27 protein-coding genes are annotated in these 23,370 nt (G+C 37.2%); 13 read left to right on the forward strand and 14 right to left on the reverse strand.

Annotated features, from left to right (window positions below; translation table 11 throughout):
• Nucleotides 1-13: 13 nt before the first annotated feature.
• Nucleotides 14-442: a DUF4268 domain-containing protein gene (locus tag DEU39_RS00300; RefSeq protein ID WP_062670998.1), complete on the reverse strand. Its 429-nt coding sequence runs from the start codon at nt 440-442 to the stop codon at nt 14-16.
• 151 nt (nt 443-593) lie between these two features.
• On the opposite strand from DEU39_RS00300, the gene DEU39_RS00305 reads away from it, so the two are divergent.
• The 3 genes from DEU39_RS00305 (at nt 594) to DEU39_RS00320 (ending at nt 2,549) form a co-directional block, all read left to right on the forward strand.
• Nucleotides 594-1,001, forward strand: a complete 408-nt coding sequence (locus DEU39_RS00305) for an RrF2 family transcriptional regulator (protein WP_062670996.1) — start codon at nt 594-596, stop codon at nt 999-1,001.
• A gap of 281 nt (nt 1,002-1,282) precedes the next feature.
• Nucleotides 1,283-2,170: a sulfite exporter TauE/SafE family protein gene (locus DEU39_RS00315; protein WP_120230501.1), complete on the forward strand. Its 888-nt coding sequence runs from the start codon at nt 1,283-1,285 to the stop codon at nt 2,168-2,170.
• An 88-nt stretch (nt 2,171-2,258) separates the two neighbouring features.
• Complete coding sequence (locus DEU39_RS00320; protein ID WP_047376912.1) at nt 2,259-2,549, forward strand: putative quinol monooxygenase; 291 nt, start codon at nt 2,259-2,261, stop codon at nt 2,547-2,549.
• A 172-nt stretch (nt 2,550-2,721) separates the two neighbouring features.
• Here DEU39_RS00320 and DEU39_RS00325 read toward each other — a convergent pair whose 3' ends face one another.
• Together DEU39_RS00325 and DEU39_RS00330 are read right to left on the reverse strand one after the other, a co-directional pair.
• On the reverse strand, nt 2,722-4,014 hold the full coding sequence (locus DEU39_RS00325) for a T9SS type A sorting domain-containing protein (protein WP_120230502.1): 1,293 nt from the start codon (nt 4,012-4,014) through the stop codon (nt 2,722-2,724).
• Nucleotides 4,015-4,212: 198 nt separating this feature from the next.
• Nucleotides 4,213-5,019 (reverse strand): T9SS-dependent choice-of-anchor J family protein, encoded by an 807-nt coding sequence (locus DEU39_RS00330; protein ID WP_120230503.1) that lies wholly within the window; start codon nt 5,017-5,019, stop codon nt 4,213-4,215.
• 95 nt (nt 5,020-5,114) lie between these two features.
• Between DEU39_RS00330 and DEU39_RS00335 the strand changes: the two genes are divergently transcribed.
• The 9 genes from DEU39_RS00335 (at nt 5,115) to DEU39_RS00375 (ending at nt 14,556) form a co-directional block, all read left to right on the forward strand.
• Complete coding sequence (locus DEU39_RS00335; protein ID WP_120230504.1) at nt 5,115-7,220, forward strand: TonB-dependent receptor plug domain-containing protein; 2,106 nt, start codon at nt 5,115-5,117, stop codon at nt 7,218-7,220.
• A gap of 16 nt (nt 7,221-7,236) precedes the next feature.
• On the forward strand, nt 7,237-8,352 hold the full coding sequence (locus DEU39_RS00340) for an HmuY family protein (RefSeq protein WP_228436587.1): 1,116 nt from the start codon (nt 7,237-7,239) through the stop codon (nt 8,350-8,352).
• Nucleotides 8,353-8,373: 21 nt separating this feature from the next.
• On the forward strand, nt 8,374-9,252 hold the full coding sequence (locus tag DEU39_RS00345; RefSeq protein WP_062670981.1) for a hemin ABC transporter substrate-binding protein: 879 nt from the start codon (nt 8,374-8,376) through the stop codon (nt 9,250-9,252).
• Entirely contained in the window at nt 9,236-10,276 is a 1,041-nt protein-coding gene (locus DEU39_RS00350; protein ID WP_120230506.1) for a FecCD family ABC transporter permease, read from the forward strand. Before DEU39_RS00345 ends, DEU39_RS00350 begins: the two co-directional genes overlap by 17 nt.
• Complete coding sequence (locus tag DEU39_RS00355) at nt 10,276-11,049, forward strand: heme ABC transporter ATP-binding protein (protein ID WP_120230507.1); 774 nt, start codon at nt 10,276-10,278, stop codon at nt 11,047-11,049. Before DEU39_RS00350 ends, DEU39_RS00355 begins: the two co-directional genes overlap by 1 nt.
• Before the next feature lie 2 nt (nt 11,050-11,051).
• Entirely contained in the window at nt 11,052-11,702 is a 651-nt protein-coding gene (locus DEU39_RS00360) for a class I SAM-dependent methyltransferase (protein WP_062670973.1), read from the forward strand.
• A 4-nt stretch (nt 11,703-11,706) separates the two neighbouring features.
• Nucleotides 11,707-12,735: a hemin-degrading factor gene (locus tag DEU39_RS00365; RefSeq protein ID WP_120230508.1), complete on the forward strand. Its 1,029-nt coding sequence runs from the start codon at nt 11,707-11,709 to the stop codon at nt 12,733-12,735.
• A gap of 115 nt (nt 12,736-12,850) precedes the next feature.
• On the forward strand, nt 12,851-13,723 hold the full coding sequence (locus tag DEU39_RS00370; RefSeq protein ID WP_120230509.1) for a ChaN family lipoprotein: 873 nt from the start codon (nt 12,851-12,853) through the stop codon (nt 13,721-13,723).
• A 197-nt stretch (nt 13,724-13,920) separates the two neighbouring features.
• Entirely contained in the window at nt 13,921-14,556 is a 636-nt protein-coding gene (locus DEU39_RS00375) for a peptide deformylase (protein WP_120230510.1), read from the forward strand.
• A gap of 187 nt (nt 14,557-14,743) precedes the next feature.
• Here the strand turns inward: DEU39_RS00375 and DEU39_RS00380 are convergent, their stop codons facing one another.
• The 4 genes from DEU39_RS00380 to DEU39_RS00395 all read right to left on the reverse strand — a co-directional run bounded on the left by DEU39_RS00380 (nt 14,744) and on the right by DEU39_RS00395 (nt 16,796).
• Nucleotides 14,744-15,079: a hypothetical protein gene (locus DEU39_RS00380; protein ID WP_120230511.1), complete on the reverse strand. Its 336-nt coding sequence runs from the start codon at nt 15,077-15,079 to the stop codon at nt 14,744-14,746.
• A gap of 192 nt (nt 15,080-15,271) precedes the next feature.
• Nucleotides 15,272-15,697 carry an organic hydroperoxide resistance protein gene (locus DEU39_RS00385; protein ID WP_062670963.1) on the reverse strand — a complete coding sequence of 142 codons (426 nt, stop codon included), beginning with the start codon at nt 15,695-15,697 and terminating at the stop codon, nt 15,272-15,274.
• Nucleotides 15,694-16,131 (reverse strand): MarR family winged helix-turn-helix transcriptional regulator, encoded by a 438-nt coding sequence (locus DEU39_RS00390; protein ID WP_062670961.1) that lies wholly within the window; start codon nt 16,129-16,131, stop codon nt 15,694-15,696. Before DEU39_RS00390 ends, DEU39_RS00385 begins: the two co-directional genes overlap by 4 nt.
• Nucleotides 16,132-16,163: 32 nt before the next feature.
• The gene (locus DEU39_RS00395; RefSeq protein WP_062670959.1) at nt 16,164-16,796 is read right to left on the reverse strand and encodes an NAD(P)H-dependent oxidoreductase; all 633 of its coding nucleotides are present in this window, start codon (nt 16,794-16,796) and stop codon (nt 16,164-16,166) included.
• Between the two features lie 275 nt (nt 16,797-17,071).
• Between DEU39_RS00395 and DEU39_RS00400 the strand changes: the two genes are divergently transcribed.
• Entirely contained in the window at nt 17,072-17,824 is a 753-nt protein-coding gene (locus tag DEU39_RS00400; RefSeq protein WP_120230512.1) for an SDR family oxidoreductase, read from the forward strand.
• Between the two features lie 6 nt (nt 17,825-17,830).
• On the opposite strand, the gene DEU39_RS00405 is transcribed toward DEU39_RS00400, so the two are convergent.
• The 7 genes from DEU39_RS00405 to DEU39_RS00435 form a co-directional block, all read right to left on the reverse strand.
• The gene (locus tag DEU39_RS00405) at nt 17,831-18,106 is read right to left on the reverse strand and encodes a hypothetical protein (RefSeq protein WP_147367537.1); all 276 of its coding nucleotides are present in this window, start codon (nt 18,104-18,106) and stop codon (nt 17,831-17,833) included.
• A gap of 105 nt (nt 18,107-18,211) precedes the next feature.
• Nucleotides 18,212-19,171 carry a protein-glutamine glutaminase gene (locus tag DEU39_RS00410; protein ID WP_120230514.1) on the reverse strand — a complete coding sequence of 320 codons (960 nt, stop codon included), beginning with the start codon at nt 19,169-19,171 and terminating at the stop codon, nt 18,212-18,214.
• A 360-nt stretch (nt 19,172-19,531) separates the two neighbouring features.
• The gene (lipB, locus tag DEU39_RS00415) at nt 19,532-20,260 is read right to left on the reverse strand and encodes a lipoyl(octanoyl) transferase LipB (RefSeq protein WP_120230515.1); all 729 of its coding nucleotides are present in this window, start codon (nt 20,258-20,260) and stop codon (nt 19,532-19,534) included.
• 31 nt (nt 20,261-20,291) lie between these two features.
• A complete protein-coding gene (trpA, locus tag DEU39_RS00420) occupies nt 20,292-21,026 on the reverse strand; it encodes a tryptophan synthase subunit alpha (protein WP_120230516.1) in 735 nt (244 codons plus the stop codon).
• A 96-nt stretch (nt 21,027-21,122) separates the two neighbouring features.
• Nucleotides 21,123-22,301, reverse strand: a complete 1,179-nt coding sequence (gene trpB, locus DEU39_RS00425; RefSeq protein WP_120230517.1) for a tryptophan synthase subunit beta — start codon at nt 22,299-22,301, stop codon at nt 21,123-21,125.
• Between the two features lie 3 nt (nt 22,302-22,304).
• On the reverse strand, nt 22,305-22,850 hold the full coding sequence (locus DEU39_RS00430) for a GNAT family N-acetyltransferase (protein ID WP_120230518.1): 546 nt from the start codon (nt 22,848-22,850) through the stop codon (nt 22,305-22,307).
• Complete coding sequence (locus DEU39_RS00435; RefSeq protein ID WP_062670941.1) at nt 22,847-23,356, reverse strand: hypothetical protein; 510 nt, start codon at nt 23,354-23,356, stop codon at nt 22,847-22,849. The genes DEU39_RS00430 and DEU39_RS00435 overlap by 4 nt, the downstream gene beginning before the upstream one ends.
• Between the last annotated feature and the right edge of the window lie 14 nt (nt 23,357-23,370).

Genomic DNA, 23,370 nt, shown 5'->3' on the forward strand with positions numbered 1-23,370 from the left:
TTTCGTAAGTATTCTATATATCCTTTATAAAATCCTCATATTCGTAGTAAAACCTTTCAAAACCGTCCATTTTGTCCACAAAGAATTCAAAAATTTCTTGCCAGGTGTTTTTGTTAAAAATAGAAACATTATGTTTTTCAACCCATATCCTGCTGATGACCTTACCGTTTTCAAGGGTGAAATATTCTTCTTTCTGAAAATCTCCAATAAAATCTTTTAAAATATCTTCCAAAGACCAGATCTTCTCGTAATAAGCGTTTCGGAAGATTTCATCTTTCATTTCGATATCCAGAGAAACTTCTGCTTTTTTGTTGTCGGCAGAAAATTTAAATGCCATGTCCTTGATTTTGGTATCATAAAGAATCCATTTTCTGGGAAATGATCTTCCAAAAGCTGTCCAAAATTCCTTTTTTAATTGCTGTGCCTCTTGTTTACTGAACATAGCGCAAACATAATGATTTAATAGGAGAAAGGCAAAAGTGTGGTACCTAAAACCGTAAAATTACGGATAGACAAACTTACCTTTTTATTCGTTTATTATTCCTGTTTTCAGGTTTTTTCAAATATTAAACAATTTTCGTATTTTTGCTCTAATGCTTTCAAAAAAATCTCAATATGCGTTTAAGGCGCTTTCATATCTTGTAGAAAAAAGAAATGAAGGCCCGATTCTTATTTCTGAAATTGCGGAACATAAAAAGATTCCTTTAAAGTTTTTGGAAAACATCCTTCTTGAACTGAAAAAAGCGGAAATTCTCGACAGTAAAAAAGGAAAGGGTGGAGGATACTTTTTCAAAGAAAGTCCGGAAAATGTGAAACTGGCAAAGATCATCCGTCTTGTAAACGGCCCTATTGCAATGCTTCCCTGTGTAAGTCTCAATTTTTATGAAAAATGTGATGACTGCAATGAAGATCACTGCGGGCTTCATGATGTCCTGATAGAAGTTCGCGATGCCTCTCTGAATATTCTGGAAAGTAAAACTTTAATGGATCTGGTAGATTAACCTGATCCTTTTTTTTGAATTAATAGTCTACTTGTTTTGTAGGATAAATATTTTATCAGATATTTGCACTACTTCAAATGAATAAACTATGATTTCAAAAGAAGAGGTAACCGAATTACAAAAGCTTACGCCCTCTATTACCGCAGTGCATTCCGTGGCTGCATGTATTATATCCGGAAATATTTCCTCGCACAGAACTACAGAGAACATCCCAACTTTAAATGCCTCAGTTGTCAATGACGCCCCGATGCTGAAGGAGTATGGATTAAAACACTTGTAATATGGTGATTTCAAGAAAAATTCAGGTAAGGTTGAATGTCCTTTTGGTGACAGCTGCTATTATATCCATTGCTGTTTTTTCCATGTACGAACTCGGATATCTGGAAGAACTGCAGACCATTCTGGCAAAAGATAATTATATTTTTTACTGGATGCTTCTGGTAGGTGTTTTTGCTGAAATTGTTGCAGGTTCCATGGGAATGGGATATGGTGTTATTTGTACTACAACCCTTATGCTGCTCAATATTCCACCGCATATTGTAAGCGCAAGTATTCATTCTGCGGAAAGTTTTACCACCGCCGCAGGAAGTCTCAGCCACATTAAATTGAAAAATGTAAGCAAAAGTCTGGTGAAAAAGCTCGCCATTCCGGCTGTGATAGGAGCAATTATCGGAGCTGTCAGTCTTACTTATCTTGGAGAGTATTATGCGAAAATCACTAAAACACTCATTGCTTTTTACACTTTATACCTTGGATTTCAAATCCTGTCAAATGCATTTAAGAAAAAGCAGAGTAAAGCCCTGAAAAGAAAAACCAATCTGACCAGGCTGGGTGTGATCGGTGGTTTTATAGATTCTTTTGCCGGAGGAGGCTGGGGGCCTTTGGTGACCGGAACACTCATTAAAAATGCTTTCACCCCAAGATTTGCCGTAGGAAGTTCTACCGTGGCCAAATTTATTCTTACCATCACGGCTGCCGTTACCTTTTTCTTTACCCTGGGAATCCAGCACTGGAATATCATTCTCGGGCTTTTGATCGGAGGAATTGTGACCGCTCCTTTTTCAGCAATGCTTACTGCCAGGCTTCCTGTGAAGAAAATGTTTGTGATTATCGGAACTCTGGTGATTGTGATGAGTTCTATAACTATTTATAAATCAGTTTTTAATTAAAAATTACACTTGGTGTGGAAAAATAAAAGGGCTAAAAAGATATTTGGTTTTGAAAATATTTTACTTTTACATCACTAAATATTAGAACATGAATTTACATATCATTGCACTTTTTAAGTTTAATGAAAATTATCTGATGGACGCTGTAGAGCTGTTTCAGAACCTTGTGAAAGAAACAAGAAAAGAAGAAGGCTGTCTGCAGTACGATCTTATTGAAGATAAAGATAATAAAGGAACTTTCTTCCTGATCGAGCTTTGGGAAAGTGTAGAACATCATAACAGGCATAACGGTCAGGATCACCTTTTGGATTTCCGTAAGGATGCTTCCAAAATTATGGAAAGTTCTGCAGAAGTTTATAAAGGATTTAAAATATATTAATGGTATTGAAGGGTTTAAAGATTTAAAAATTTAATGATTTAAAGAAGAATCTTATATAACTATTTGTTTTTTATATTTTTAAGTTGTTTAATGAAGAAAAAATAAAAGGCGGTTTCAACAATCTGAAACCGCCTTTTTATTAGAAAAAATAGAAAGTATTAAAATAGAAAGTTTATTTCACGATAAGCTTTTTCGTCTCCGAATGACCACCGTAAGTAATTTTTACAAGGTAATTTCCTGATGGAAGTGTAGAAAGGTTCAGGTCCTGCTTGTAGAATCCTGCCTGGTTTGTAAGTTCAGCTGAATAGACCTTTTTCCCGGTCTGGTCATAGACCTCTACATTTCCCTTATTACCTGTTTTTTCTTTAACATCAAAAAGAACCGTTACTTTTTTATCCGCAGTAGCTGGATTAGGATAAATACCGAATGATGCTTTTTTTCCAACTTCAGTAATTCCTAACGTTTCCGTGATCTTTTTGTATTTGAAATACATATTTCCTGTACTGGCACCACCATTGGTTGTGAAGTACATTCTGTAGTAATCATTTCCTTTTTTGACGTAGTAGACCACATCATTTTTCACTGTCCCGATCCCTTTCCATGAATGTCCTACTGTGGTAATAGCAGATGAGAAACTTGCATTAGCAGGAATTGCATACGATGCTGTTTGCTGTGTTTCAGGCTGAACCATTGCCACTTTTACGTTCGGACTTTGAATCGCTCCGGAAAGCGGGTACATCTGTACACCCATATAGAATGTGTAATATTTGGTGAATACGAAATCCCATGCCGTTCTGGAAGGCTCAAGATTGGGAACTTTTTCTCCGGTATCAAATGAGAAATAGTTGAAATATGAATCATCTGTTCCATTGGCGATGGTTCTGGTTTCTGTAGCTCCCCATGAAGTCCCGTTCCATTTTGAATATCTGAAGGTATATCCTGCAAAAGCATCTTCAATGGCAAACTTGATATAGGTTCCTGAAGCATATTTTAAAACAAAAATTGCTTTCCCCTGAATGTGGTGGTTCACCGGGTTATAAACGCCCCAGCCGGTTGAAGGAATATTGGGGTTTGGAGAGGTTACTGGTCCCTGTTCAAAAGCGCCCTGGCTCCAGTCAGTGGTCTGGTCCGGATTATAAAGAGGATCGCCCCATGAAGCTTCATTGCTGATGCTGATGTTATCCCAGTCTGCTAAGTTGGTTGATGCAGTGAATACTTCAATATCTTTAGCATCATTGACTCTTGATCCGAACGCATAGTTTGAGTTCCTATAAAAAGCAATATCCCACGTATTGGCTGGCTGAGAAACCATATTACCATCTGCAAGGTTCACAAACACGCGGTTTTGATATCCGCTTCCCATGGTCATATTGACCTGTGAATATCCCAACGCGTCAGTCTGCGCCAAAACAGTCTGCTGAACAGACAGTGCCAGTACTGATGCCAATAATAGTTTTGTTTTCATAATTTATTTTTTAAATCCTTATTTAGAATGATTCCACAAAATTATATAATTATTTTTAATCAGTCTAAATAAAAAAAATGATTTTTATCGTGTTTTTATTTTAATCACTACCAGAAAATAATAAAAATCAAAGCATAGAAAAGCCGGTAAGAACAGTCCTACCGGCTTTAATAAAGGCCAATAATAGTCTGATGAACCTTATTTTTTAATGAATTTTGATTGAATGAATTTTCCTTCTGCTGTTTCAATATTCATATAATATACTCCTGTCTGAAGTGTGCTGATATCAAATCTTTGTCCGTTCAGTTTCCCTTCCGCTGCTTTTTGTCCTGCTGCAGAATAGATCTGAATGTTTTTAGGATCTTTTTTGACAATGAATTCTATTGCAGACTGATCAGAATTTAAGGCAAATCTGAAATTTTCTGTTGATTTATTGTTGTCTGATACGCCTAAAGAAGCAGTTGTATTATACACTACATTATCTATCTGGATTGCTACGTGAGTAGCAGTAGGAGTGAACTTAAATACAATGTATGAGCCTGTGGATGCCGGAATATTAACACTGATATTCTGTACTGTACCAATAACCGATACATTGATAGGGCTTCCTACAGGAACGAATGTTGACATGTCTGCAGGGTTGGAGGCTACTCCTATCTGAATGCTTCCCGGACCAGGAGATGGAGATACCAGGGTAGTATCAAAAGTCAAAGTTTTATTTCCTGTTGGAGTCTCAATCTGCGGCGTAATCAGATAAGAAGAACCTGTTGCATTGTTTCCTGCATACGACTGAACGAATCTGTTGGAATCTCCTGCTACAATCATTCTTGGAGGTACAGGAGGGAACTCACCGGTTATTGGTGCAACGATGGCAGACCATCCAAACTGAGGGAAAGTAGTATTCCCAGCGGTAAAATTGTTGAAATTTTCATTGATGTTAGATACCTGAGCATTCGCCGTTAAGGCTGTAAACATCAGAGCTCCTAAAAGTAATTGTAATTTCATGAGATTATTTTTATTTAGAATTATTCCACAAAAATATATAATTATTTTTAATGAGTCTAAATAAAGTTTTATATTTGCTGAAAATTTGTACCCTTATGAAGAAGAAAGTGCTTTCCGTTCTATCGTTATCCGTGGCCTTATGGGTAAATGCACAAGAAAAGGATTCTCTTAATCAAAAGAAAATTGAAGAAGTTGTTATTACAGGACAGTATATGCAACAGTCCATTAACAAATCGATATATAAGGTTGATGTTATTGATGCAGAACAGATCAAAAATATGGCAGCAACGAATGTTGCCGAGGTTCTGAATCAAAGTCTGAATATACAGATCACTCCGGATACGCGTTCAGGAAATTCCACCGCCAACATCATGGGACTTAACGGAGACTATGTGAAAATCCTTATAGACAATATACCGGTAGTAGGGGATACAGGACTGGGAAGTAATATAGACCTTACCAAAATTACTCTAAGCAATATCGAAAGAATAGAAATTGTAAAAGGAAGTATGGGGGTTGAATATGGAAATGGTGCCGTTGCCGGGGTTATCAACATTATTACCAAAAAAAACAGTACAAAAAAGATCAGTGTTAGAGGTTCGATACAGGAAGAAACAGTAAGGGACAACTATGATCTTAAGAAAAGAGGAAACGGAAGGCATATTCAGAACCTTAATGTAGATTATAATATCAGCAATGAATGGTTTGCCAGTATCAATTTCAACCATAATCAGTTTATGGGATATGAAGGAGAAAGCAAAGGCTACAAATATTTCGGGCAGGATAACCAGAGAGGGTATGAATGGAACCCAAAAGATCAGTATGATGCGTCTGCTTTATTAAGATATACCAAAAATAAAACGACATTCTTTTACAAGTTATCTTATCTTGACGAAAAATTCAATTTCTATAATCCGGAAGTAAACAGAAATCCTCTTAATGATGGTTTGGGCGGTGTTTCGTATGAAAGCAGAGACAGAAGATATAACACCGACCGATGGATTCACCAGTTCAATATTCAGACTAATCTGGGACATATCCGATACATGGGAGACTTCTCGTATCAGAACCAGGATAGGAAATACTACGACTATAATTATGATATCCCGAACAGACAAATCAAAAGCCGTCAGGAAGAAAAGTCTTATTATAAGACCGATGTCCTCTACTCCAGAGGAATGTTCAGCAACTTCCTCGACAGCAAGGTTTTTGATTTCCAGTTAGGATATGAATTAGACTATACCAATGGCTATGCCGCTTTAATTGCCGGAGATTTCTTTGGTGAAGCGGTAAAAAGAAAGATCTTCACCTATTCCAATTTCCTTTCTGCAGAATGGAATGTGTCAGACAAATTCTCTTTAAGACCGGGAGTAAGACTTTCTCTTAGCGAAAACTTTAATAATCAATACAACTATTCTTTATCAGCAAGATATAAAACCTCTGAGAATTCAAACCTTAGAGCAGTGGTGGGATCTGCTAACCGCTTTCCAAAATATGACGAGTTGTACACCTATTTTGTGAATCTTAACCATGATGTACAGGGAAATCCGGACTTGAATCCTGAAAAGGGATTCTCTGCAGGACTTTTCTGGAATCAGAACTTTTCAGCAGATAATGGCTGGAAGATCGCTTATGGAGTAGACGCATTATACCTCGATGTACGTGACAGGATTGAAATGGTAATGGTAAAGGAGCCTTCCACCTATAAATATATGAACCTTAATACCTATAAAAATCTACTATTCTCTGCTAATGTAGATTTCAGAAAAGATCAGTTTGCCCTGTCTTTAAGAGGATCAGTAAACGGAACATCAGTATCGATGATTGATTTGAAATCTTCTTCCCCAACAGACTTTCAGTATCTGGTACAGGCAGGCGCTTCAGCAACTTACAAACTGAAAAGTACCGACACTAATTTTGCCCTTTACTACAAATTCACAGGTCCGGACAGAATTTATGTGTCCGATGGAGCTAATGACTTCCGCCTTGGAAAAATAGATAGTTTCCATATGATGGATTTTATTGTAAGCCAACCTTTCTGGAATAAGCATTTTGAAATTTCTGCAGGAGTGAAAAATATATTTGATGTCACAAGATTAAACTCTACGGCAGTGGCCGGTTCAGCTCATACAGCTGCCAATGGGTTTGTTAATTTATATTATGGCAGAAGCTATTTTGCCCGATTAATGTTTCAATTTTAAATAATAAGTTACGATTATGAAGTATTTAAAAATAGTATCTGTTCTTTCCATCATGGCAGCCACACAGTCTTGTCTTTCTGCAGACGAAGATCCGGTTCCGGTTCCGCCTATGACGGGATCTGAAGTAAGTGTGCCAATTGGCGGCCCTACAGAACCTAATCAGGTTTGGATCGACTTAAGTGACTACACCAATCCGGCGGTCAACAGCAGGACAGACTGGGATCTTGGTTTTTACAGCGGCGATGCCTACAGAGTGATCATGAACGGATCTCTTGCCATGACGGTGATCAAAATACCCAACGCATCAGACATCAGTAAAGTAAAGGAAGCTGATATTTCAAGTTTAAAAGATATTGCTCAGGTAGGAACATTTGATGCTGCCAATATGAAATATGTTGACAATCCTAATGGTGACTTCCTGAATCAGACTTCAGGAATTGATGCCATCAAAGAAAATGATGCGGATAACCCAGTTTATCTGATCAATCTTGGGAGAGAAATACCTTCTGCTAACAATATCGGGGCAGGTTCAGTTTCATTGTCCGGTGATCCGAGAGGATGGAAAAAAATTCAGATCCTGAGAGCTCAGAATGGATACAAAATCCGTTATGGTGATGTGAACGCAGCAGAAGCAGACATCAAAGAATATATGATTACCAAAGATACAGAATACAGCTTCTCATTCTTCAATCTGAAAACAGGAACCCCGATAAAAATTCAGCCAAAGAAAAAGAAATGGGATCTGGCATTCACAACATTTACCAATGAAGTTTTCATGGGACCTACAACCAGTGCAGGTAGCTATTTTTATGCAGATTTTGTAACAACCAATACTTTGAATGGAGTAGGTGCTTACCAGGTAACGGTTACAGGAAATCTTGATGCTGCTTACAATGCATTTAAACTAAAAGATGTAGAGTCTTCAAAATTTGTTTTCAATGACCAGAGGGCTATCGGGGATAAATGGAGAACCACTACCGGTACGGCATCCAATCCTGTTCCTTTTGTGTATGCAGACCGTTTTTTTGTATTGAAAGATGCTGAAGGCTTTTATTTCAAGCTGAGATTCAATACCATGAAAAATACAAAAGGAGAAAGAGGATACACCAATTTTGAATTCGAACCTTTATAAATAATCAAATAATAGTATATCATGAAAAAATTCATCCTTGCAGCTTCTGTTCTTGTAGCAGTATATTCTTGCAAAAAAGCAGAGACAGGAGCAAAAGAAAATACAACAGAAGCCAGTTCAGAAGCACCCAAAACCAACAATAAAATAGTAACATTAAACGGAGGAATTACTGAAATCGTAGCTGCTTTAGGTCACGAAAAAGAAATCGTAGGAACTGATGTTACCAGCACCTATCCTGCTTCATTAAAAGCTACAGCGAAAGATTTAGGACACATGAGATCAATGACAATTGAACCGATCATGGCTGTAAACCCAACATTGATTCTGGCTTCTGATAAAGATATCAATCCGGAATTAATGGAGAAAATCAAATCCTCAGGGATTCAAACCGAAGTTTTTAAACAGGAATATACGGTTGAAGGAACTAAAAAACTGATCGAGCAGGTAGCAAAAGCTATAGGAAATACAGATTATCAGAAATTAAATGATAAAATTGATGCTGACCTTAAGCAGGTACAGCCTATCGCTAAAAAACCAAAAGTATTGTTCATCTACGCCAGAGGAAATATGTTGATGGTAAGTGGTAAAAATACCCCAATGGCTTCATTGATCACCCTTGCAGGGGGAGAAAATGCAGTAACCGATTTTGAAGATTTCAAACCATTGACACCGGAAGCGGTTGTAAAAGCTAATCCTGATGTATTATTCTTCTTTGAAACCGGTTTACAGGGAGCAGGAGGAAACGAAGGTGCGCTAAAAATGCCGGGAGTATCTCAGACCAATGCAGGTAAGAACAAGAAAATCATTGCAATGGACGGAGGTTTGGTATCAGGTTTTGGACCAAGAGTAGGAGAAGCAGCAGTAGGATTAAACAAACTTTTAATTGAAAGCACAAAGTAAACTATACTTTTATCTTATTATAAGTGCGGTACTGCTTATCATTATAGCAGTGCTGTCACTTAATACAGGAGTTTATGATTTCGGAGAAAACTCTCCGTTCAGGGCTCTGTGGCAATTGATAAAAGAAGATCCCGGTTTATCGCTGAGTGATAAATATGTGATCTGGGACGTAAGAGCAGCCAGGATTATCATGGCCATTTTAGTGGGAAGTATGTTGTCGGTTTCCGGGACGAGCCTTCAGGGACTTTTCAAGAATCCTCTGGCAACCGGCGATTTAATAGGACTTACATCAGGAGCAACATTGCTGGCAGCCATTGCGATTGTTTTAGGAGGACATTTCAAAGAATATCTTCCTGAAGCTGTACAATTTTCACTGGTAGGAATAGCCGCTTTTATCGGTTCTTTTTTATCCATGATGCTGGTCTACAGAATTTCAACAAGCGGAGGGAAAACCAATGTAGTGATGATGCTGCTTACCGGAGTTGCCATAACGGCTATCGGGTTTTCGATAACCGGATTTTTGATCTATATCTCAAAAGATGAACAGCTCAGAGATCTTACTTTCTGGAACCTGGGAAGCCTGGCCGCAGCAACATGGACGAAGAATATCATTCTCGCCATTGTGATCACCATCGCCTACATCATTTTATTACCCAAAGGAAAAGCCTTAAATGCAATGATGCTGGGAGAAAAAGATGCACAGCATCTGGGGATCAATGTGGAAAGACTGAAAAAGCAGATCATCATCACCGTGGCATTAATGGTGGGAACCTGCGTGGCATTTTCAGGAACAATTGGTTTTGTAGGGCTTATTGTACCTTATATTTTAAGGCTTTTATTCAAATCCAATTATGTTTTTATTTTGCCATTATCGGCAATGTGCGGAAGCATTTTGTTATTAACGGCAGATACCTTTAGCAGAAGTATTGTGGCACCGTCAGAACTGCCGATAGGGATTTTAACAGCCTTAATGGGAGGCCCTATTTTTATCGCTATTTTGGTTAAATTTAAAAAATCACTGTAATGATCAAGGCACATCAGATTAATTATCAACATAAAGAATTCCGAATTCTGGACGGGGTAAATGTCTCACTGGAATATGGTGAATTCCTGGCCATTGTGGGACCCAATGGAGCAGGAAAATCAAGTCTTCTGAGCGTATTGGCAGATGAAGTGAAATCCGGAAATAACAAAGTTCTGTTTAAAGATAAACCCATCAGAGAATGGAGTATCCGGGAACTTTCTAAACACAAAGCCAAGTTCTCGCAGCATAACAGCAATGATATTCCGCTTGAAGTGAAGGACGTGATCATGATGGGAAGATATCCTTATTTTGATGCCCAACCAGGAAAAGAAGATCTTGAAGCCATGAACAATATGATGTACGAAACCGATATTTTTCATCTCAAAGAAAGAGAATACAATACCCTTTCGGGAGGAGAAAAGCAGCGTGTACATCTGTCAAGAGTGATGGCTCAGCTTGAAAATGAAATTGCCCATAAACTGGTTTTTCTGGACGAACCGTTGAATAATTTAGATATAAAACATCAGTACAAAGCATTGGAAATTATCAAAAATTTCACCAAAAAAGCCAACAGTGCTATTGTTGTTTTGCATGATCTGAACCTTGCTGCACAGTTTGCAGATAAGATTTTATTAATGAAATCAGGACAAGTCTCTGCCTATGGAACTCCACAGGAAGTTTTTACTGAAGAAAATATCAGCAATGCCTATAACTTCCCCTGTACCATCTGCGGACACCCTATTACGAATAACCCAATGATCATTTTTGGATAACCATGGAAAAAGAAGAACTCAAAATCCTCGCACAGAATCTTGCCAATCCTCAGGGTGAAAAAGGCATCGAGATTGGTGAAATGATGAATGCCACTAACATCAGCATGACGTTAGAGAGCATCAAAACACTTGTGATTGATGACGGCCAGCAAATCCTTGAAATAGGACACGGAAATGCCGCACACCTGAAAAGTATCATGAGCCTTGCCAAAAACCTGAAATACACAGGGATTGACATTTCTGAAACCATGCACAATGAAGCCAAAAGGCTCAATAAAGAATTTGAAAGCCAGGCAGAATTTGTTTTATACGAAGGGAATAAGCTTCCTTTTAAAGATGAAACTTTTGATAAAATATTTACCGTAAACACAGTTTATTTCTGGGAAAATCCGGTTGAATTTCTAAACGAGATTTATAGAGTTTTAAAAGATGACGGAACATTTGTTCTTACATTCGGACAAAAAGAATTCATGGAAAAGCTTCCATTTACAGAGTACGATTTCACTCTGTACAGCAACAGTGAAATGGAAGAAATGATTTCTAAAAGCCGTTTTAAGAGAATGAAAACTTCTGAAAGAGAAGAAGAAATAAAAAGTAAAACAGGAAACGAAACCATACGAAGAATTTATACAATTTTAACCATAAAAAAGTAAAGTAATGAGCACATTAGTTAATGATTTAAAGGAAAAATGGGAAGCTCTGAAAGCAGAAAATCCACATATCAGAATAAGAAATGCAGCAGCACAGTTAGAAGTAAGCGAGGCAGAATTATTGGCAACAAGCATAGGAGAAGGAGTAACTGTCCTGAACCCGGATTTCCGGGGAATCCTTACAGAAGCTGAGCAGTTGGGAAAAGTAATGGCGCTTACCCGTAATGATGAATGTGTTCATGAAAGAAAAGGGACTTATCTGAACGGAGATTTCAGCAGTCCTCATGCACAGCTTTTTGTGGGTGAAGATATTGATCTCAGAATTTTCCTTAACCACTGGAAATTTGCTTTTGCAGTACTGGAAGGAGAGAAGAAAAGTCTTCAGTTTTTCGGAAAAGATGGTCTGGCACTTCACAAGATTTATTTAACAAAAGACAGTAATGAAGCTGCTTTCGATGTGATCGTAGAAAAATTCAGAGCAGAAGATCAGAATCAGGCATTGGCTTTTGAAGCAATCGCTCCAAAACAGGCTGAAAAAGCAGATTCAGACATTGATGTAGAAGGCTTTAAAAAAGCATGGACAGAATTGAAAGACACCCATGATTTCTTCATGATGACCAGAAAATATGGAGTAAGCAGAACGCAGGCATTAAGATTGGCTCCGGAAGGATTTGCTAAGAAAATTGATAATGCGAAAGTGGTGAATATCCTTGAAGATGCTTCTGAAAAGAACGTTCCGATCATGGTTTTCGTTGGAAACAGAGGGATTATCCAGATCCACACAGGAAATGTGAAGAAAACACTTTGGCACCAGCAATGGTTCAATGTAATGGATCCTGATTTCAACTTACATCTTGACGTAACGAAAATTGCAGAAGCGTGGATCGTGAAAAAACCGACTGAAGACGGAGAAGTAACCGCTATCGAAGTATTCAACAAAGAAGGAGACTTTATCGTTCAGTTCTTCGGAAAAAGAAAACCTGGGATTCCTGAGCTTCAGGAGTGGAAGGACCTTGTAGCAGCTTTAGAGAAATAATAATTAGATGATTTGAATGAGACCGTTTTGTTTGTAAAATTCAAAGCGGTCTTTTTTATTGAAACAATCTGCAAATGCATGAATATTTGTGTAATTTGTGACTAAATATAAAAAAATGAAAAATATTTTCATAGCGATACTGCTGGCTGGTTTCTGTGCATTGAAGGCACAGGATTTAAAAGCATATCAGTTTTACGATAAAAAAGGAAAAGAAGTAAAGACAGAAAAGCTGGTAAAAGAACTGGCGGATTATGATGTGGTCTTTTTTGGCGAAAATCATAACAGTTCTATCAATCACTGGCTTCAGCTGAAGATTACGGAAGCTTTGTTTGTGAAAAAGAACGGACAGCTGATCTTAGGAGCAGAGATGTTTGAGAGAGATAATCAGGCGCAGTTGGATCAATATTTAAACGGAAGATTTGATGCAAAAACATTAAAAGATTCTGCCCGTTTGTGGAACAATTATGCAACCGATTACAAGCCTTTGGTAGATTTTGCCAAAGATAAAAAACTGAATTTTATTGCCACGAATATCCCGAGAAGATATGCCTCTCAAACCGCCAAAGAAGGTCTTGAATCCTTGAATAAATTAAGCGAAAAAGAGAAAGCCTACATTGCCCAGCTGCCGATTAAAGTAACGTTAGACACTCCAGGATATCCGGAAATGAAAAAGATGATGGGAGATCATGCAGAAGGAACCAAAGTGATGAATTTCATTTCAGCTCAGGCTGTAAAAGACGCTACGATGGCTGAATCTATCCTGAAAAGCTACCAGGCCGGAAAAACCTTCATCCACTACAACGGTAACTATCACAGTAAAGAATTTGGAGGAATCTATTGGTATATCAAACAGAAAAATCCTAATTTGAAAATGGCCGTAATTTCTGTTTTTGAATCAGACGATCCCGAACTGAAAGTACCTGCCAAAGATTATATCCCGACAGATTTCAATCTGATTATTCCTGCGGATATGACGAAGACTTTTTAATAAGAAGATGATGCGGATTGAGCAGATATTATTATGAATTAAATAATTTCAATTGCATTCATTCAATAGGAACGGGCTTTAGCCCGTTCATTTTTTTATATCAAAATTCCATTGGCTTTAGCCAAAACTTAAAATTCATTGCTAAATAAATTATTTTTACACCACAATATTTACCTTTGTATCAGATTCAAAAACATATGAAAAAAATCCCTATCCTGCTGATCTTTTTTACCGGATTTTTTAATGCTCAGAAACTCACCTCCAGTGAAGTTTCAATCATCAATCAGGGAGATGTAAACACGGCGTTACCCATCTATCAGACGACAGATAATAATCAGCACCAAACCCTGCTGAACATTTCTTCAGAAGCTGATCCTCTTGATCCTAACACCGCTGTTCTGGTAAAAAGGATGAAAGAATCTCTTCTTTCAACAGATGGCGGAGTAGGCATTGCTGCTCCTCAGGTGGGAATCAACAGAAAGATCATTTGGGTACAGCGTTTTGATAAGGAAGGTACACCGCTGGAATATTTTATTAACCCGGTCATTGTATGGCGTTCCGATCTGCAGAATCTTGGCCCCGAAGGTGATTTATCTATTCCTGATTTCAGAGATCAGTTTTACAGAAGCAAAGTTATCCAACTGGAATATGTGGATTTGAAAGGACAGAAATATTCAGAAATCGTAGAAGGTTTTACTGCGGTGATTTTCCAGCATGAAATCGACCACCTTTTCGGCATCCTGATTTCTGATAAAAAGGAAAAAGAGAAAAATGATTCCTATAAAAAGGTAGATGCCTATCAGAAAAGTGAGGTCAATAAAGACAGGAGGTAATGATGAATTATAAATGATGAATGATGAATGATGAATGATGAATGATGAATGATGAATGATGAGAAGTTGTTATAAGGCTAAGTAAATGTATGTTTCTAACCATATTTTACAATGAAATCTTCTCCATCTTCATAACCTGCGGGATATACATAGGTAATTACCCCGATATCTGATTGTAAAACTTCTTTTAGCTTATTGAAGTACATATCTCTTCCGTAGTGTCCATTGTTAGGCTCATAATAAGCCTGTCATCATCTGTAATATTGGCACCCACCATTATTTTGTCCGGATTATCATGATATTTATTCCAGTAAAAAGTTTGGTCAAGGGCAGGGTTTTCGATGAAATAACCAATCATTTCGTCTTCTGTTTTAAAAATATAATCTTTGTCGTGCCTTGGGAAAGTATAATCGAGATTTAATTTTTCATATCCGGGAAGGAATGTGTTTAGAACAAGATCAATCGTCTTTCTTGATTTTTGCCCTGCATACACCTGGCATACAATATCTATAATGATTTCCATGACACAAAATTACTCTATTTTAATATCATATTGAGTTATAAATGACGAATGACATTCATAAACACTATATATATATAAAATAGCCTCAATGATCTGCGCCATCATTGAAATCAGCGGGAAAATAAAAAATAAAAAGGAGCTGTTTCCATGGAAACAGCTCCTTTCGTTATAACTATGCTTAAAAAAATTGGATTAATCGTTGTTGGTTACTGAAAGTTTCACCTCCATATTATTTCTGGTCGCATTAGAATAAGGGCAGATCTGGTGTGCTTTTTCTGTCAAAGCCTGTGCTTCCTCAATAGAAACTCCAGGGATGTTCACATCCAGTTCTGCTGCCAGTCCGAAGCCTCCATTCTCAAGCTGGCCTATGCTGACTTGAGCGGTTACTGTAGTTTCTCCGGTTTTTACTTTAGAAAGACTGATCACTCTGTTCAGAGCGCTGTCGAAACACGCAGAATATCCCGCTGCAAAAAGCATTTCAGGATTGGCAAAATCATCATTGGCTCCTCCTAAAGCTTTCGGCATTCTTACATCAAGATCCAGCACTCCGTTTTCACTTTTCACATGTCCGTTTCTGCCTCCTTGGGCAGTAACCTGAGTGGTATATAAAGTTTTCATTTATTTTCTATTTTGTTTAAGATTTTTAAGACGGTGTCTTTAAGGTGCAACAGCTCTTCCGGTTGTATTCCCAGTTTTTCCTGAATTTTTCCCGGAATTTCACATGCCTTCTGCTGAAGCTGTTTTCCTGCTTCGTCTAAAAATACTTCAACCACTCTTTCGTCCTCTTTTTTTCTTTTTCGGATAATAAATCCTTTAGACTCCAGCCTTTTAAGAAGAGGGGTCAAAGTACCACTGTCCAGAAACAGTTTTTCTCCGATATGGGTTACCGTAAGTCCGTCACCGTCCCATAATATCATCATCACAAGATATTGCGGATAGGTAATGCCCAATTCATCAAGAAAAGGACGGTAAAGCCCTGTAATCTCTTTGGCAATGACATACAATGGGAAACAAATCTGGTTTTCCAGTTTGGGTGTTTTCGGATTTTCCATAATTTTTGAGTACGAAAGATTCGATGAAGGTATTACTTTTTTATGATAAATTCATCCATTGGAATTCTGACTTTTTTCATAGTAGAAAGCCAGTCATTAGCTTCATCACGGTATCCAAGATATAAAAGACTTACACTTTTCAGTCCTAATTCTTTTAATCCCAGTACTTCATCTACCACCTCATTGCTGAATCCTTCTGCCGGAGTACTGTCGATTTTAAGCTCTGCGGCTTGTGCAAGGGCAATTCCTAAGGCAATATAAGTCTGACGGGCAGTGTGTGCAAAATGCTCTTCAGGAGTCTGTGCGCCATATATTTCTTTGATTTTATCGGTATAGCTTCCAAAGCGGCCTCTCGGAAGATCTCTTACATCTGTATGATAATCGTAAACTTTGTCAATTTTTTCATTAGAATAACTGTCCCATGCTGCAAAGACCAAAACGTGAGAAGAATCTCTCATTACTTCAGGGTTTAATGCACCTGCTACCATTTTTTCTTTCAGTTCCTGATTTTCCACTACAATAATTCTGAACGGTTGTAAGCCCGACGAAGTAGGAGCCAGTCTTGCTGATTCTAAAATCGTATTAAGGTCTTCCTGTGAAACTTTTTTGGTAGGATCATAAGCTTTTACAGCGTGTCTCCAGTTTAGATTTTCTATTAATGACATTTTTATTTTGTTTTTAAATTAAACTACTTTGTTTTTTATCACCTCTATTTATTGTTGAAGTAAATTAACAGTACAAATATACAGTCAATTTAATTGTGTACAATTTAATTTTAAAAGATTTTATTGATAGTAATTATTGATAAACTTTAAAAAGGTGAAATAATGAAGATGACAGTAAGAAATTTTAGTTTCAATTTTATTCATTTCCGCATGATTCGGATTTTTTCAAAGCCTATGAATTCCAATATTTGTCATAGAATTTTAAACTAAAAACAATGCAGAGATTTAAAAACAAAACCGTCTTAATTACGGGAGGAACCAATGGAATGGGTCTGGCTACCGCTCATCAATTTATAGAAGAAGGAGGGAAAGTCATTATTACAGGCAGAAGTGAAGAAACCGTGAATAATGCTTTGGAAAAGCTTGGAGAAAATGCCTTTGGAATCGTATCTAACGCTGGGAATATAAAAGATTTGATGAATCTTCAGCAGGAAGTCAGAAAATATACAGAACATATTGATCTGGTTTTTGCCAATGCAGGATACGGAAGATTTGCACCTGTGGAATATGTGGATGAAAATCAGTTTGACGAATTATTTAATATGCTGGTGAAAGGACCGTTTTTTACGGTACAGCAGATGTTGCCATTAATGAAAAGCGGAAGCTCTGTTATTTTCAATACTTCAGTGGCAACGGATATTGCGATGCCTAATTTTTCGGTGTATTCTGCAGCCAAATCTGCAGTGCAGTCAATGATCAAAACTTTTGCTGTAGAACTTACAGAACGTGGAATCCGTGTGAATGGAGTAAGTCCCGGACATATCAAAACCAATATTTTTAATAATACAGGTTTAACTGGAGAGCAGATAGAAAGTGCTATTGATGATATTATTCCGACAATTCCTTTTAAAAGACAGGGAGAACCTTCAGAAATAGCCAGTGTAGTTCTGTTTCTGGCTTCAGAAGAAGCTTCCTATATTCATGGGGCAGAAGTGAAAGTGGATGCCGGAATTTCTGTGATCAGATAATCCGGATTATTTGACCTCTTTAATTTCTTTGATGATATTGGTTTTATTTTCAATACCAATATTATAGGCCTTACCTTTTTTAAAGCTTTGAGTCGCTTTTTCCATGAGGCTTTTATATTCCGGCGATTTTTTTGAAAGATAAAATACCTGCGCACTGATTCCAATAGCGACACGCACCACTTCATTGGGTTTGTCCGGATCTTCGGTAATATCGGAAATAGTAGCATTATTATACCAGGTTAAATTCTGCGGAGTGGAATTTCCAGAACAGGATGTAATCATAATAAAAAGTAATAGTAAATAGGACCAGGCTTTCATAATAAAAAGGATTAAGTAAAAAGCTCCTGCAATATATCAAAATATCGGCAGGAGCTCTATATAAATTAGTTAGAATCCACAGCTCGCTACGCTAGGTGCAGGGGAAGGAGAGCATCCGGAAAGGGATGAGAATATGTTTAATACACAGTTGGTATTCACATAATTGTTATCATATAACAGAGATCCTGATGGACTTCTGTAGTATACGTTTCCTGCAGTATTGGCATAAGAAGATACTGAAGCAGATCCACAGCTTGTATTGGTGCAAGCAGCTCTCCATGCAGAATCGGTTACCGGTCCGCTGGAGAATAATGACGGATCAATGATTCTTTTTTCAACAATTCCTGAAGCATTTTTGAAGCTTACCAAAATGGCTACGTGATATACCCATGAAACACAGCATGTTCCTGTAGATGCTCTAAGGTTACCATACACGAATTGCTTTTCACAATCGTAGCCTGCATTCAAAAGGATTTGTCTCATTTTGTGCGCTCTTGCATAGCAGCCATCCACAGGATATCTGAAAGTGATACATGGTGAAGATGCGGTAGAAGTTCCACAAGCCTGATTTTTGATCTGAGTGAATAAACTGTTCAGCGTTGCAAGATTAGGAATAACGCTTACTGCTTTTTTGCTGTCACCTCTTTCTTCTTTGTTGAAAACAGTTTTAAAATAACGGATGTCATCAGCAGTTGCTTTTTCAACCTTAGCAATTTCATTAGAATTGACCTTTAGGAAAACCTGAACAGGCGTTTCATTTTCTACTGCTTCTTTGATCATGGAGATAAATCCTGCATTTTCTTTGGTATCCTTAATTTGATAGGGCTGTGCGGAAACCATAAATGAAACTTTAAATTTTCCATCTTCTTTTTCAATCCCTACCGGAACAGTTTTGCCAAAATCTTTCATTGCGATTTCATTAGACTCCTTGGCAACAAGATTAGGATCCTGGTTGGCAGCTGAATCTGAGCAGGAATTCACTGACAGTACCGTCACGAATACCATCATGGATAACAGAAATTTTTTCATAGTTTTTATATTTTGTGGTTAATTTTCAGTGAACATTTTAATTATGATAGTTCACTTATTTGTGACATTAAAAGTAATAAAAATTAAAATATATGCAAGATTTTTTTTGAAAAAAATACATTATTCTGTTGTTTTATTGATTTTATAATATTTAAAAAGATGAAAAAATGATCATTTTTATAGAAATATTCAAGAAAAATAAAAAAATTTAAAATAATGTTTTTTTAACCTTGCAGTCTGGATTCCTACTGAATAACAAACGTTGTGGATAGTCAAGGTGAATAAAAATAACATTATCATAAAACTAAAAGCCCGATTTCAACGATTGAAACCGGGCTCATTTATTGTAAGTAAACTTGACTATTTATAAATCAATTTTGCCTGAAAAACATCCGCGAAATGCTTTCTGATCTTTGCTTTCAGTTCTTCCATTTCTTCTGGTGTCAGTTCTCTTTCAAGCTCTCTTTTTAAAGAAGTAACCTGCTTATCTTTGATCCCACATGGAATAATGTATTCAAAATAACGCATATCCGTATTCACATTCAGTGCAAAGCCGTGAAGAGTTACCCAACGGGAAGCTTTCACTCCCATGGCACACATTTTTCTGGCGTATGGTTTTCCCACATCCAGCCATACTCCGGTCTCTCCCGGCGAGCGTTCTCCTTTAATACCATATTCGGCAATGGTTCTGATGATCACTTCTTCCAGATTCCTCATATATAAATGAATATCCGTGAAAAAGTTTTCAAGATCCAGAATAGGATAACCTACAACTTGTCCATAACCATGATAAGTAATATCTCCACCGCGGTTTACTTTCACGAAGGTAGCCTCAATTTCTTTCAGCTTATCAATACCGGCAAGCATATTTTCTTCATGTCCGCTTTTTCCTAACGTGTACACGTGAGGATGCTCTACGAAAAGAAGGTGGTTGGGAGTAATACTATGCTGTTCTGCAGGAAGATCTCTGTTTTTTATTTTGGTATCAATGATGTTTTTCATCAGCTGTTCCTGATAATCCCAGGCTGGCTGATATTCTTTGACTCCTAAATCTTCAAATTCTACTGCTTTATTTTGATTTGTATTCATTTCAATTTTTGATATACAAATTTAGTGAATTTTACCCTTTTATGGAATGGATAAAATCTATGGCATTCTTCTTCCAGTCTCTATCCTGAAGTAAAATATTTACGAAAGCAGTTCCGATGATACCGCCATCTGCTTTTTCCGTTACATTTTCGAAGTCTTCTTTCGATTTAATTCCAAACCCAATCATCACCGGATTTTTAAGTGGAAGAGCAGCGAGCCTGGAAAGATAGTCCTCATTCTTTAAAACCGCATTTTCATTTCCGGTAGTGGAAGAAGAACTTACGGCATACAGAAATCCTGAACTTAATGAATCCAGATAGATCATTCTTTCATCGGAGGTTTCCGGTGTTACAAGGAAAGTGAAATTAAGATTAAATTGTTTTAAGATATGCTGATAGTTTTTCTCAAACTCAATAGGAGGAAGATCAGGAAGGATCAGCCCTGAAACACCACATTCCGAACATGCTGCACAGAATTTCTCAAATCCGAAACTCAATACCGGATTGATATATCCCATCAGAATAATTGGAATGTTGATTTTGTCTTTGATGGCTTTTAGCTGAAATAACAGTTTTTCGATCGTCATTCCGTTTTGTAAAGCCAGTTCGTGAGCTTTCTGAATGACAGGGCCGTCTGCTACAGGATCAGAATAAGGCATTCCGATTTCAATCATATCTGCTCCGGAATCCTGAATCAGTTGTATAATATCAGCGGTATCTTCCAGTTGTGGAATTCCTGCTGTGAAGTATATATTTAGTTTTTTCATTTTTTATTGTATTAAAGTATAACGTACAAAGTACAATGTAGAAAATAGTATTAAACTCAGGTGAGAAAGTACATTGTACATTTTACATCCGACATTTTACAAATTCTTCAGATACGTTTCCATATCCTTATCTCCACGTCCGCTCAGGCAAATAACGACAACATCATCTTCATTAAATTTTTTCTTGTCTAAAACTGCCAGCGCATGAGAACTTTCCAATGCAGGAATAATTCCTTCAAGTTTGGTAAGTTCAAAAGCACATTGTAAAGCTTCGTCATCATTAATACTAAAGAATTCTGCTCTTTTTTCTTTAAATAAATGCGCATGGAAAGGGCCTATTCCAGGATAATCCAGCCCTGCAGAAATAGAGTGGGGTTCAATAACCTGTCCGTCTTCCGTCTGCATCACAAGGCTTTTGCTTCCGTGAAGGACTCCAAGGGTTCCTAAAAATGTAGTCGCAGCCGATTTTCCTGAATCTACACCCATCCCTCCGGCTTCAGCAGCAATGATTTTTACTTCTTTTTCCTCCACAAAATGATAGAAAGTTCCCGCAGCATTACTTCCTCCGCCCACACAGGCAATCACATAATCCGGATTTTCCCTTCCGATTTTCTCTTTCAGCTGTTCTTTAATTTCTTTTGAAATAATACTTTGAAATCTTGCCACAAGATCAGGAAAAGGATGAGGTCCTACCACACTTCCAATCACATAATGAGTCGTCACAGGATTGTTGATCCAGTCTCTTAACGCTTCATTTACGGCATCTTTAAGAGTTTTTGATCCTGAAGTTGCTGCTACAACTTCTGCCCCAAGCATTTTCATTCTTGCGACGTTTGGGGCTTGTCTCTGGATATCAATTTCTCCCATATAAACAATGCACTTAAGACCAAGCAAAGCACACGCTGTAGCTGTGGCAACACCATGTTGTCCTGCTCCGGTTTCAGCAATGATTCTGGTTTTTCCAAGACGTTTTGCCAACAGAACCTGCCCCAGAGCATTATTGATCTTGTGAGCTCCCGTATGGTTGAGGTCTTCCCGTTTCAAATAAATCTGTGTCTGGTATTTTTGACTTAAGTTTTTAGCAAAATAGAGGGGCGTAGCTCTTCCGACATAATTTTTCAGTAAATCCTGATATTCTGCCTGAAAATCTTCAGATTCTATGATTTCAAGATAGTTTTTTTGCAGTTCTTCTACATTAGGATAGAGCATTTCGGGGATAAAAGCACCTCCAAACTCTCCATAATATCCGTTTTCATCGGGGTTTTTATAATTCATTTTTTATTCTTTATTCATTAAATAAGCGTTGTTTTGTACACTCAGCTGGTTGAGCAGCTCTTTTCTTTTCTGTGAGGTATGAAAAATCAAAATATCATCATCTTCAGAATTTACCCACTCCGAGCCGATACTTTCTTTGATCATTTTGGCCTTGTCATGGAGGATTTCTATGTCACATTTTTCATAAAAGGAACGAAGATCAGCGTGGCAGAAACCAATTGTCTCAAGATTTCTCTGAGTAACATTTTCTTTGAAATGTTTCACCAAAGCGGTTCCATACCCTTTCTTTTTATGAGCAGAAACAAGCCCTACGGCTTCCGCAAAGGAATAACCGGTGTCTGCTATTTGTAAGGTGAAATCAAAATTCACTCTCATAATGGCCAATATGCTTTCATCCGTATCCATCAGAAAATGAAATTCCGAGTCTTTAAAAAAAGAGCGGAAGTAGGATGATTTCATGGTGTTCCATGCAGAAATATCCCAAAGTTCCAGGATGTGTTTTATTTCGGCTTCTGTTAAATATTTCGTTTCTTTTACCTGATATTTCATGGGTTTAAACTATTAATAAATGTGAGATGGTAATCATTTTGCTGTTTGGTAATCAGTTTTTTATAGTACAGTAATTCTATTTTATGCATTAAATCAATTAAGGTTGCTTTATCTATTTTAGACTGATACATGGTAATGGCAATTTCCAGATTATCAATCATAAAATAAGGATCGGAATCCTCATATAACAGAAATATTTTGGCATAAATTAATCCTAAGTCATATTTTATACTTGATCTGACATGAGTTTCCAGAAATTTATCTGAAATAATCACCAGATAATAGCTGTTCCATAAGCTGATTCTTTCAAAAAAATACTGAATATCTGTTTCTTCAAAATCTTTAATAATACAAATGAAATCAGACAATAATCCACCCACTTCCCAATGTTCTGTATTACTGTCGTTCTGTGAAACAAAGTGATACAGATTCTGGATTTTTTCATTCCCGAATTTAGGGGGAAATAAGGTTTTGTAAAATGTCTTTTTGAGCAAATGTATATTCATCCTTGTGTGTTTTT

The sequence above is a fragment of the Chryseobacterium sp. AG363 genome (assembly GCF_003610675.1).
GTDB classification, from domain to species: domain Bacteria; phylum Bacteroidota; class Bacteroidia; order Flavobacteriales; family Weeksellaceae; genus Chryseobacterium; species Chryseobacterium cucumeris.